Raw genomic sequence first — 12,294 nt, 5'->3', positions numbered from 1 at the left:
ATAAATTTATGATTTAATATTATTGACGTTGCTTTTGGGAATAAAGTTTAAGAACCAAAAAAACCAAAGCAAGTTTGTTAACTCCCAACCAGATCCACCGCCTTGAAAATAATTTATTACCAAAGGCAGTTTGTAAAACCCAACAAATCCAAGAAAACCGAGGTACCAATATTTATCAAATTTTACTTTTTTCATAATCAATTATTTTAGAGTGTTTATAAAAGTATTAATACAAGAATACTGATGGTAAATAGTCCTAGAATCCAGAAAATAATCCATTTAGATAGGTGCGTTTTGATGTGATTTCCAAACTTAGAGTTTATGTATAACCATAATGCGAGAAACGTAGTCCAGATACACCATAATTGTAAACGATAATAGATCATTAATCCATATAGAATCAGAAATAAACCATTTAAAACGACAAAGACTATATTATTGTTGGGGATTTTCATTGTCAGCTATAGATATTTTATTCTATGCGCTTCCAGATTTCGGTATTAGAATATCCCCAATATGAATAACTTATATTTAAAGTATTTTCATTTTTTAAATTAAGCTTAGCATCAAATACATAGTTCTTACCTTTTTCATTATATACATATTTAGCTTTCCCTTTCCCGTTATTTAAAATGATATTTTTCATTGCCAGAGAATTATATTTTCCTCCTTCGCCTTTATCATTTTTAATAGATAATGTATAGCATTTAAGCTCTTCCTTTACTTTTTTAAATTCATACGTCACATAAGCTTTTTCACCATCTTCTTCATAGCTGGTTTCCCATTTGCCAATCAAAGTATCATTAGTTTGTGCTTGTGAAGAAGTAAAGGCTATTATAGTGATTACAATTGTTACGTATCTTTTACATATTTTCATCTTTACTGATTGTTTTAATTTATTTTGAGATTTACAGTAAAAGTATGAGTATCAGAAGACAGAATAGCTCTTCCCTATAATACTGAACACAAAAAAGATGTCCCGATTTATAGGGGAAATATAAGTAATGTGAGGTAGAACTAAGTTCTATTAGATTTTTTAAACTCTGTAGGAGTCTGAGATGTAACTTTTTTAAATGCTGTGTAAAATGCTGCTTTACTATTAAAACCTACATCTAATGATATAGCGAAGATAGTATCTGGTTTAGACTCTAATAGCTTTTGTTTGGCTTCTTCAATTCTAAAACTATTGATAAAATCGGGAAAACTCATTTCTGCATTTTGATTGATTGCCTGAGAAATATGATGTATCGATTCTCCTAATTTTTCAGCTATCATATTCAGTTTAATGTCAAAATCTAAATAAAGTTTTTCGTCTTTAACTAAGCTTTTAATTTTGTCAAAAAGCGCTGAGGAATCGGTTAATGATGATTTAGCGTATTTTTTTTTAACTACTTTGGGTAAATCTTCAAAATCACCCGTAAAAGCAAATACAGGAAAGTGCATGATCGAAAATGAAAAAATGAAAAAGAAAATGGCAATCATTAAAGTTTCAAATTTCATATATATCTCATAATCTTCAAACATCTCATAGTTCTCAATTTTAAAACTCCCAATAATATCACTAATTAGTATTCCTGTTTGTAATAAAACAAAAGCGATCAATACTAATTTTATCCATTTATACTGGAGAGCTTGTTTTTCGTTTAAGTCCAGCACCAATGGAGATTCTTTTAAACGGAAAAATGCCCAGATAAATAATAAAATGTTTAGTAAACTCATTAGGATATATTCCCATTCAAGCCATTTGTTGTATCCAGATCCTTCAACAAAATCCATGAATTCTTGAAGTGTTTCATACTTGAAAAGAGGAAAGAAAAAAGTCCATCGTAAAAATGTATAACCTATAATAATAAGCAACCATTTTTTCCAGTTAATCGTTGCATTAGTATATAGGATAACAAAGTAATAAAATAAAAAACCGATGAGATGAATAAACAAATAAGAAATACCAAAATAAGATGTATCTCCTTTGTGGTTTATTGTAATATAATAATCAAAGGATATAAATGTGTAGACAAAGACGATTGCGGCTAAAATGAATTTAATTTTCTTATCCTTACCTAATCCAGATCTTCTAAATAAGATAAATAGTAATAAAAAAACACCTAATGTTATACTTAAAAGGGGTGCTACGTCTAATATATCCATTTTGTAAAATTAATATTTTACGACGGGGTTAAACATCTTTTGATGTTATTTATATTACGTGTTTTTATTTATTAATGGTAAGATAAATACTAGAAAGAAAATAATTAATAAAAAACCTCTGAGATTCTCAGAGGTTTTCTTAATTAAAAAAGATATGATTTTGGGACTAAAAAGTATTTAGTTTCTAATCAATTTTTGTGTTATTTCATTTTTGTCCAAAGAAACTTTTATAAAGTACATTCCTTTAGAATAAGAAGACATATCTAATTGAATCTGACGATCAGATGATTCAATATTGTTCTTGCTGGCAATCATTTTTCCTGAAACATCGTATACTTCATAAGAGGCTTCAGAAGCATTTCTCCATTGGATGGTGAATATGTCTTTAGATGGATTAGGGAAAAGAGTAAAACCTGGACGGTTTGTAAAATCATCTACACTAAGAAATGTTCCCTCTATTACAAGGTTGTCAATCACAACTCCTTCTTGTTGAACAGCTCCATCGGATACAAAGTTGAATCTAAAAATAAAACTACTTTCATTAGTAAGAGCAGCTAAGTCATAGCTATATTCTTTAAATGTTCCATCGGTTCCTGTCCATTGTGCTCCAGGACAATTAGTACAATCTGTACCATTAGGAAGTCTATCACTATTATACCAGTTCGGATCCGTTGCTGCTCCAAGAATAGACCAACTCTGACCATTATTAGTAGAGTATTCAACATTCATAAAGTCCCAATCAGTTTCCAAATCAAATGCCATATCAAATTTTAATATAGGATCCTGTAATGAGGTTAAGTCATAACATCCAGATATTAAATAGCTGACCGCATTGTTAGGATAGGTTCCGGCTAGATTTGTACCGTAAACGTTTTGTCCTGATGCAGCTGCATTTAAAATAGTTCCAGAAGGCGCACCCCGTTCCCATAATGTAGATCCTCCTGTTAATAAAACATCATTGGTTGTTTCAAAATCATTGACAGTTATTGGAGCGTTATTGTTTTTATCAAAGGATATGAATTGCTTATTATTTGCTGGAAATGCATCATTTGGCATTATAATTTCGAATTCGATATTATGATTTCCTAATGCACCAGGATCAACTTGTGAAAGTGTCACTTCAACTGTATTTCCATTAGCAAGATTTCCACTCCAGGATTGTGCTACCGCAGCACCTCCATCTAATGAATAATTGATGTCAAAACTAGTAATTGCGTTCAAACCTAAATTACTTACTGTAACTTTAGGAGTGATTGTACCACAAGCTAAAGAACCACCAATATCAGCTGATATTAATCCTGCTTCGTTTTGAGCAGCTTGCAACGGCATATCTGATCTCCATACTCCACGCCCATAAGTAGCAGCAGTAATGTTACCGTCTGTTACATTAATTTCTAAATCTCTTACCGCAACATTAGGTAAGTTGTTTAAAAATGGTTCCCAATCGGTAGAAGTATCATCTAGTCTGTATACACCTAAACTAGTACCAACATATATAGGGTTATCCGGATGAAGCCCTTGATGCTTAACTATTAATTTGGTGTCATTAGGTAAGTTTGAAGAAATGCTGGCAAAACTTGTACCATCGTCCGTTGATTTATGTACATTACTACTGGTGGTTACATATACCACTGAGTTGTTTGTGCTACTAACTGCAACACTGGTAATATTACCATCTGTAAAAATATTTTTAGCTTCAAAAGTAACACCTCTATCTGCACTTCGATATAAACGATTATCAAAGAAAACATATATGATATCGCTGTTTGTTGGATCGATTTCTATTCCTCTTAAACGAGAGATGAATGAAGGTGAAACTGCTTGAAAAGAAGAGCCTACAAGTTTATAAAATCGTGAATAACCAGCAAATAGTTCTCCTTCCTTATTCATTGCTAAAGGAGTAATCCAGTTTCCGTTTTCGGGACCGTTAATACTTCCTGCTAAAGAAGCTCCAGCGTCATTTGAAAAGTATAAACCACCTCCATTTTGTATAAATCCATAATATTTATTTGGATTAGTGGGGTCTACGGCTGTATCCATTCCATCTGCACCATAATAATTTTTCCAATTATTCCCACTATAAGCATACCCTCCATTATCTTGTAAACCTCCTACCATATTAGCCGAAGATTGAGAAGATACAGAAAGACGATAAAATTGACCGATTGCTAACCCTTCAGTTAAATCCTCTGTAGAACTACCATTTAAACGATAAATTCCTCCATCAGTACCAAAGAACATTACACCGTTAAACTCTCTTATCATATGAATATCAGCGTGAGTGTATGTTGCACTTGCAGGAGCGTTCCAACTATTCCATTTGGAAAAAGAAGTTCCTCCGTTTGTAGATCTGTAAATATCAACGGTACCTACGTAAATAATATTTTGATCAGTATCTGATACTTCAAATCCTAAATCATACCACCCTTGAGTTGATCCATTAAATAAATCAGTACTTGCATTATCTAATCTAGTAAAAGTTGCTCCATCATCAGTAGATCTGAAAACCCCTTGAAAGGCAAATCCGGTAGTAGTACTTAATACGTATACGTTACTAGCAGCATTGGCTGTAACTGCTAACGCAATTCTACCTCCAGTACTTGGTAATCCTGTAGAAGATAGTTGAAAACTATCTCCATTGTCAGTGGACTTATATACTCTGCTGTTTGTCGCTGCGTAGATAATGTTAGAATTTCCAGGTTTTAATTTCATGTCATCCAAATCTTGATTTAGTGTTCGAGCAAAATTAACACCTGCATCAGTGGATTTGTAAAACCCTGTGTTAGAAGAAACAAATATTTTGTTACTATCAGAGGGGTCTAGATATATTTCATTAATAAGAGAAGAACTATTGTTAAAAGTAAGTCCTGTACTATTCCAAGTTGCTCCTCCATCAGTCGATTTCAATACTCCAATACTATAAGTATCTGAAGCATCATCATCTCCAGTACCTATATAAATGATATTTGGATCTGTTGGATGAATTGCTATTGCAGAAACTCCAATTTGTAATAAGTCATCAGATAATGGTGCCCAAGTAACACCTGCATCTGTAGATTTCCATATTCCTCCTGCTGGAGTCCCTACGTAGTATGTATTTGAATTATTTGGGTCAATAATAATTGCATTAACCCGACCTTGACCTGAAGACCATGATCCTGTATTTGTATGCACATAAGGCCCTAATGATTGCCAATTGCTATCATCTGCAAGATTACTTTGCATAGCTCGTTTTTGATTCCATACATCTTGCATTTCTTGTGGAGTAGGTAAAGTACCATCCTCTTTTACAAAATCTTTCCAGTAAGTAGCCCAACGCATAAAGGGTTTATAACCAGAGCCTTTCTTAGTATGATCTTTGTTTTTCCAGTAGTTATCAAAAGCATCAACTATTTCTTGATACTTAATAGGATTGTTATTATTAGAAGATTTTCTCTGGGTAAGGAGATTTTGCATCCAGGGAGCGTTTTCATTGTATTGAGAAATCCCTGCATAAGAAACCAATACAATTAAAATAAAAATAATTTTTTTCATGAGTGCTTAGTTAGTTTGATTTTAATATTTAATAGATAGTAAGAATAAAATCCTTGTTATCTATTTTTATTTATACGAATAAACGTTAAAAATGCATCAAGCTTTTTAATGTTTATAGTTATTTATAACTATAAACAGTTTAAGAAGTAAAAACCCTACTAAAATATTACATTTTTAACGTTTACTTTATGATATGCGAAACATAAAATACATTTTTGAATTTTTGTACTAATATATTACCCTAAAATAATACTATATTATCTTAATTTGATAACGATAAATATAAAGTGGATAATTTTTAAATAATTTTTGTTTTGTAAAACATCTGTGTAGATTTTTACGTTAGTACCTGAGGATACTTAAAAATTGGGAAGTTTTTAAAAATAATTGTAGTTGAATCGTTGAAATTTCTATAAAATAAATATATTCGAGGCATCTATGGAGAAGAAGTCTGTCTGTGAAAAAGAAAACTTTGAGTCAATTTTTAATGATAATTCAGAATCATTACGAAACTTTATTTATTATAAGTCTGGGGATCTTAAACAGGCAGAAGATGTTGTTCAGGATGCTTTTATAAAGCTTTGGAAAAATTGTGAGAAAGTCTCTTTTGAAAAAGCAATTTCTTATTTGTATACTGTAGCAAGAAATAATCTTCTTAACTATATAGCTCATCAAAAAGTAGTGCTCAAATATCAACAAATACCCAGATCAGATATTAGTAATCAAGATCCTCAATTTTTAATTGAAGAGAAAGAATTTATGAGTAAATTTAAAAACGCTATTGATGATTTACCGGTTAAACAGCGAGAAGCTTTTTTGTTATCCAGGATTGATAAGAAGTCATATAAGGAGATAGCTGAGATTTCTGGTATAACTGTAAAAGGTGTAGAAAAAAGAATACATTACGCATTATTAGGCTTAAGAGAAAAATTAGGAGATATTTTGTAAAATAAAAATAGGGTATCTTAGATTAAGATTGTTATATATAAAAAGGCAATAATAAAAACGAATAAAATTTAGAGCATACAATGGAGAATCCATATTCAGATGAAACTTTTTTAGCCAGATGGCTTAATAATGATCTTTCTCTTCAGGAGAAGGATGCATTTGAAAAGTCTGAAGATTATACTAAGTATGTAACGATAAAAGATACAATAGATAAGTTAAGTCCTCCTGTTTATAATAAAGAGGAAATGCTTAATGATATTCAAGAAAATCTTCAAAAAAGGGATAAAGTAATTTCTTTTATTCCTCGCTGGGTATATGGAGCAGTTGCTTCGATTGCTTTATTGTTAGGAGTTTTTTATTTTGTAGATAGTTCAGTGAAGTATACTACGGGATATGGTGAAGTAGCTACAATTGAACTTCCCGACGGTTCTGAAGTTAAAATGAATGCAATTTCCAAATTGAGTTATAAAGAATTGGATTGGAAAAATAACAGGAAATTGAAATTAGAAGGAGAAGCTTTTTTTAAAGTTGAAAAAGGTTCTCGATTTACTGTTGTCACTGAAACCGGAGAAGTTCAGGTTCTTGGAACACAATTTAACGTAAATACTCAACCTGGCTATTTTGAAATTACCTGCCATGAAGGGAAGGTAAAAGTAATTGGAGCCAATGATGAAGAGGCCATCTTAAATGCTGGAGATGCATTTAGAATTGCTGATAAGAAGATAGAAAACTGGAAAATAGAATCTAGTACTCCAGGATGGTTATTAGGAGAGACAACATTTACTAATACTCCTTTAAATCAGGTGATAAAATCCCTTGAAAATCAATTTGAAATAAAAATTGACAAAGAGCATATAGATGATCATCAGAGATTTACAGGAAGTTTTACACACGAGAATTTAGAATTAGCTTTGAAAACTATCTTTGTTCCTATGGAAATTTCATATACCTTTAGCGACGAAAATAATATAGTTCTGGCTAAGGAATAAATGAAGCAAATTTTTTTTTACTTTTTTTTACTTGTATACTTTAACACATTTTCTCAAAAAACTATAAAGTTAGAGTATAAGGATACCCCATTAAAAATAATTTTGGAGGATATAGAAAAATCTTACGATGTAAGATTTTCTTTTAATGCCCAAAATGTAGAAAACGAAAGAATATCGATAAATGAAACTGATATCCTAAGTAACATTCTCCAAAAAATACAATCTCAGACTTCGTTGGTTTTTGAAAAGGTAAATGAACGATATTATGTAATTAGGAAAAAAAGTAAAAAAGGAAAGGTTAGTATTTGCGGGTATCTAATTGATGATATGACAAAAGAACCTCTTTCAGGAGCTACAGTAACAAATATAACAAAGTCCAATACGACTGTCACTACAGATAAAGTTGGGTATTTTGAGATGTTTTTGTCAGAACCTCAAGATATAATCAGTCTTCGATTTTTAGGATATAGAACACGCGATTTTAAAGCTAAGGATTTAAGTAGTGAAGAATGTAGGAAAATTTTTCTTTCAGAAGATAATTTTAATCTAGGTGAAGTTCATATTACCGAGTATGTAACTTCAGGAACTTCTCGAGATAGTGTTACAGGTGCAGTACATATTGACCCAAGCAAACTTGGTATTTTACCAAGATTGGTAGAGCCAGATGTATTACAGACACTCCAGTTTTTACCAGGTATTCAAAGTCCTAATGAAACTGCTTCTGGATTGTTTATTCGCGGTGGTACACCAGATCATAATTTGGTTTTGTGGGACGGGATCAAAATGTATAGTTCTGGACATTTCTTTGATCTGATATCTATTTTTAATCCATATATAACCGAGGATGTAAAATTATATAGGGGAGGAACAGAAGCAAGATACGGAAGTAGGGTTTCTGGAGTGATAGATATCAAATCTAAAAATGAAATTCCAGATGATTTCGGTGCAGGTTTTGGCTTTAATTTAACCAATATAGATGCTTTTATTGAAACCCCTATAACCGAAGATTTTGGCCTTATAATATCTGGAAGAAGAGCGTTTACAGATTTTTTAGAAACAACAACCTATAGAAGTTATTCTGATCGAGCATTTCAAACGATACGTTTCTTTTTGGATAATGAAGCATTAAGTCAGGAAATGACCGAAAGTGAGAATGTATTTTACTTTAATGATTACACGGTTAAAGCTATCGCAAAACCTACCGATTCTGATAAAATAGTCGCAAGTACCATTTTTACAAATAACAAACTAGATTATACATTTAATGTGCTCAATGTAGCAGGGTTTAATGAAGTGTTTGATGATCGTCAAAATGATAACTTAGAATTTGTAAATAGAGGATTGAACCTTTCTTGGGATAAAGAATGGGATGATAGCTTTTCACATTCTATACAGGCGTACTTTTCTAATTTTGATTTTGATTATGAGGGAGAAAGAGATGTTATTGCTGATGATGGTTTTGTTTTGTTTGAAAATGATATCGTAGAGAAAAATAGTATTCGGGATGTAGGATTTAATATTCATACAGACTGGAAGATTGATAATACGAGTAGTATTGTTTCTGGATACGAGTTTTCTACAAATAAAGTGTTGTATACTGCAGATTATTCTGCTGAAAATTTCACATTTGATGATATCAATCATAATGTTACTCATGCGGTTTATGGAGAATATAGAGCTAACCTGGGTAAAAAGGTGAATATTAATGTGGGGTTGCGAGTTAATAGTTTTTCTGTAATTGATGATTATTTTTTAGAACCTAGATTAAATATTGATGTTAAGTTACATAAGAACTTAAAAGCAAGACTCTCTGCAGAAGTAAAAAATCAGGTGATCAGTCAGGTATCTAATTATTTACCTAATGATTTTAACCTGGATAATCAGGTTTGGTTATTGGCAAACCCGGATTTTATATCCAACTTGAGCAGTAGGCAATTTTCTGGAGGTTTCGAGTTTAGTAAAAATCAGTGGTATTTAGATGTAGACACTTATTATAAAACTACCGAAGGCTTGACTTCATTTGTTAACGGCTTTAATGGTGTTCTTGGGTTCACAGAAGGGAAAAATGATGTTTTTGGAGTGGATGTATTACTTAAAAAACGAATTCACGATTATAGAACTTGGATAGGGTATTCTTGGGGGAATCAGGATTTTAAATTTCCTGAGGTGAATAATGGAATTTCGTTTTCTGGGAATTTTGATATAACCCACTATTTTTCTTGGGTACATTCTTATCAATTAGATAATTTTGAGTTTTCCTTAGGTTGGAATATCAGAACGGGAAGACCATTTACTCCTGCTCGTGGTGTTAGAGAAACAACTACAGCCTTTTTTATAGATTATGAAAGAGTAAATAGTGAACGCCTTGATGATTATCACCGCCTAGATTTCTCAGCCTCTTACAAATTCAATTTTTCTAAAAACCAAAAATGGAAAGGGAAAATAGGGTTTTCTTTATTCAATTTATATGACCGAAAAAATATTTTAAATCGTATATACGCTATTAGATTAGATAATAGCAATCCAGCCGGAACCAAGGCGTTATTGCAAGAAATAGATACTTTTTCTTCGGGGATTACACCTAATTTATCTTTTAGAGTAAATTTTTAAAACATAATGATTAAGGCAACAATTCTTCAATATTTTTAGAACCATCAATTAAAGTCTCGTTAAATTTTAAAGTCCACCCTAGAGAATTAGTTACGATATAGATTTTTTGAAGCTCACTGATTAGACGATTTTGAGCATTAGTATTGAGAGAAGATTTTTTTGCTTTTTTATTCAATTGTTCAATGACCTGTTTTTGTATTAGGTTGTGATCTTCTGGAGTAAATTGGTTAAAAAAATTCTCTTCTAAGTTATGGTATTTGATATCGGGATTAATATTTATCTCTGGATCTGGAATGGAAGTTATGGTTAATGTTTTCGAATCTTTATCAATCAAATGCTTGATCTTGCTTAAATCATAAGATATGGTTACTGTAGCGTTTACTACTACAATTGCTTTTTTTTCTGCTGTTAAGATGTCTAAATAAAATTTTTTGGCATCCTTGTAGGTAATAACCTCAGAAAAATGGCCTTCTGTAACCACTAATTTCCCAACATTTTTTATCTGATTTAATATAAGATCTGAAGATTCCAACTCTGTTTTTTGAGATCTAGAATGTGAAATTAGAAAATTGATGCTTAAAGCTATGAATGCAGCTATTAATGCTCCTAGAAGAAAGTTACGCATGTCATATGGGTCAAGTTATTTATAAATGTACATAAAAATATATTAAACCTTTTATATTTTTTATTGTCTAATAAGCTATGAAAAATATCTACTTTATTTTATTCGCATTTATTATATCCCTTTTGTCTTGTAAAAATGATGATATAATCGAAAACGAACCTATTGTTACAGAGTTAGTCAAACCTAATATTTTGCTAATTATAGCAGATGATATGGGGCTTGATGCTACACCCGGTTTTTCAGAGGGTAGTGTCAAGCCGCATATGCCAAACCTACAAGGGTTAATAAATAGTGGTGTAAGGTTTAATAATCTTTGGTCTGCACCAACTTGTTCTCCTACTAGAGCAAGTATTTTGACTGGAAAGTATGGAGTTGAAACTGGGGTATTAGAGGTTGGGGATGAGGTGTCAACTGCTGAAATCTCAATTCAAAAATATTTGGATGATCATGCGTTAGACGCGTACAATCATGCAGTTATTGGTAAATGGCATTTGTCAAATATTTCGACTCACCCTAATGACATGGGAATTGATCATTATGCAGGGTTATTAGAAGGAGGAGTACAATCTTATTGGAACTGGCAACTTACTCAAAATGGAATTACTTCACAATCTACAGAGTATATAACAACTAAGATTACTGATTTAGCAATAGATTGGGTAGGAGAACAAGAAAACTCCTGGTTTTTATGGTTAGCATATAATGCACCTCATACCCCATTTCATCTGCCACCATCTGATTTACATACTCAAGGAGATTTGCCAAGTGATAGTGCTTCAATAGAAGCAAACCCATTGCCTTATTATATGGCAGCTCTCGAGGCAATGGATTCAGAGATAGGACGATTTTTAAATTCGATGTCAGATGAAGAAAAGGAGAAAACTATTATAATTTTTATTGGAGATAATGGAACTCCTAATCAGGTTGCGCAACTCCCATATAGAAGAACCACGGCAAAAGGGACATTGTTTCAAGGAGGTATAAACGTGCCAATGATCGTATCAGGTTTTCAGGTTAGCAGAAGAAATGAAATCGAAACCAATATGATTAATACTACAGATTTATTTGCAACGATCGCTGATATTGCAGGAACAGGTACTTCAGAAGTCAATAATAGTATAAGTTTTAAATCATTATTTACTAATTCTGATACGGGAAAAAGAACAATTGCTTACTCAGAGATTGAAGGATTGCCTAGAAATGGATATACAATTAGAGATGAGACCTATAAATTAATTGTCTTTAATACTGGAGAAGAAAGATTTTATAATCTAGAAGAAGATCCTTATGAGGAGGAAGATTTATTGCTAATAGGTCTTAATAATGATGAAATGATCTCTAAAGAAAACCTGGAGCTTAAAGCTCAGGGAATAAGGGAGTAAAAAATAGTAATATTGAACTTTTATTGATAGATAAAACCCTTAAATACATTAGGAGTGT

Annotated in this window: 9 protein-coding genes; 4 read left to right on the top strand and 5 right to left on the bottom strand. The window is 31.7% G+C overall.

Annotated elements, in window-relative coordinates; translation table 11 throughout:
- Positions 1–6: 6 nt before the first annotated feature.
- The 4 genes from U0D62_RS12565 to U0D62_RS12550 form a co-directional block, all read right to left on the bottom strand.
- Positions 7–195 (bottom strand): hypothetical protein, encoded by a 189-nt coding sequence (locus tag U0D62_RS12565; protein WP_322287652.1) that lies wholly within the window; start codon positions 193–195, stop codon positions 7–9.
- 277 nt (positions 196–472) lie between these two features.
- Positions 473–877 carry a hypothetical protein gene (locus U0D62_RS12560; RefSeq protein WP_322287651.1) on the bottom strand — a complete coding sequence of 135 codons (405 nt, stop codon included), beginning with the start codon at positions 875–877 and terminating at the stop codon, positions 473–475.
- 140 nt (positions 878–1,017) lie between these two features.
- Positions 1,018–2,148 (bottom strand): helix-turn-helix domain-containing protein, encoded by a 1,131-nt coding sequence (locus U0D62_RS12555; protein WP_322287650.1) that lies wholly within the window; start codon positions 2,146–2,148, stop codon positions 1,018–1,020.
- A gap of 177 nt (positions 2,149–2,325) precedes the next feature.
- A complete protein-coding gene (locus tag U0D62_RS12550; protein ID WP_322287649.1) occupies positions 2,326–5,682 on the bottom strand; it encodes a T9SS type A sorting domain-containing protein in 3,357 nt (1,118 codons plus the stop codon).
- Positions 5,683–6,120: 438 nt separating this feature from the next.
- Between U0D62_RS12550 and U0D62_RS12545 the strand changes: the two genes are divergently transcribed.
- The 3 genes from U0D62_RS12545 to U0D62_RS12535 all read left to right on the top strand — a co-directional run bounded on the left by U0D62_RS12545 (position 6,121) and on the right by U0D62_RS12535 (position 10,229).
- On the top strand, positions 6,121–6,630 hold the full coding sequence (locus tag U0D62_RS12545; protein WP_322287648.1) for an RNA polymerase sigma factor: 510 nt from the start codon (positions 6,121–6,123) through the stop codon (positions 6,628–6,630).
- A gap of 80 nt (positions 6,631–6,710) precedes the next feature.
- Positions 6,711–7,619: a FecR family protein gene (locus U0D62_RS12540; RefSeq protein WP_322287647.1), complete on the top strand. Its 909-nt coding sequence runs from the start codon at positions 6,711–6,713 to the stop codon at positions 7,617–7,619.
- Positions 7,620–10,229 (top strand): TonB-dependent receptor plug domain-containing protein, encoded by a 2,610-nt coding sequence (locus U0D62_RS12535; RefSeq protein ID WP_416135538.1) that lies wholly within the window; start codon positions 7,620–7,622, stop codon positions 10,227–10,229. It abuts the gene before it with no gap.
- A 10-nt stretch (positions 10,230–10,239) separates the two neighbouring features.
- Here U0D62_RS12535 and U0D62_RS12530 read toward each other — a convergent pair whose 3' ends face one another.
- Positions 10,240–10,854, bottom strand: a complete 615-nt coding sequence (locus U0D62_RS12530) for a DUF4230 domain-containing protein (protein WP_322287645.1) — start codon at positions 10,852–10,854, stop codon at positions 10,240–10,242.
- 77 nt (positions 10,855–10,931) lie between these two features.
- Here U0D62_RS12530 and U0D62_RS12525 point away from each other — a divergent pair, with 77 nt between their 5' ends.
- Positions 10,932–12,236 (top strand): sulfatase-like hydrolase/transferase, encoded by a 1,305-nt coding sequence (locus U0D62_RS12525; RefSeq protein ID WP_322287644.1) that lies wholly within the window; start codon positions 10,932–10,934, stop codon positions 12,234–12,236.
- The last annotated feature ends 58 nt before the right edge of the window (positions 12,237–12,294 follow it).

The sequence above is a fragment of the Aquimarina callyspongiae genome, assembly GCF_034322225.1.
In the GTDB taxonomy this organism is placed as follows: domain Bacteria; phylum Bacteroidota; class Bacteroidia; order Flavobacteriales; family Flavobacteriaceae; genus Aquimarina.
The sequence above is the reverse complement of the archived record's forward strand: the minus strand, read 5'-3'. Positions and strand labels throughout refer to the sequence as shown.

Coding starts and splice junctions, on each gene's coding strand:
- U0D62_RS12565 (WP_322287652.1), bottom strand. CDS start 195: ATGAAAAAAGTAAAATTTGATAAATATTGGTACCTCGGTTTTCTTGGA.
- U0D62_RS12560 (WP_322287651.1), bottom strand. CDS start 877: ATGAAAATATGTAAAAGATACGTAACAATTGTAATCACTATAATAGCC.
- U0D62_RS12555 (WP_322287650.1), bottom strand. CDS start 2,148: ATGGATATATTAGACGTAGCACCCCTTTTAAGTATAACATTAGGTGTT.
- U0D62_RS12550 (WP_322287649.1), bottom strand. CDS start 5,682: ATGAAAAAAATTATTTTTATTTTAATTGTATTGGTTTCTTATGCAGGG.
- U0D62_RS12545 (WP_322287648.1), top strand. CDS start 6,121: ATGGAGAAGAAGTCTGTCTGTGAAAAAGAAAACTTTGAGTCAATTTTT.
- U0D62_RS12540 (WP_322287647.1), top strand. CDS start 6,711: ATGGAGAATCCATATTCAGATGAAACTTTTTTAGCCAGATGGCTTAAT.
- U0D62_RS12535 (WP_416135538.1), top strand. CDS start 7,620: ATGAAGCAAATTTTTTTTTACTTTTTTTTACTTGTATACTTTAACACA.
- U0D62_RS12530 (WP_322287645.1), bottom strand. CDS start 10,854: ATGCGTAACTTTCTTCTAGGAGCATTAATAGCTGCATTCATAGCTTTA.
- U0D62_RS12525 (WP_322287644.1), top strand. CDS start 10,932: ATGAAAAATATCTACTTTATTTTATTCGCATTTATTATATCCCTTTTG.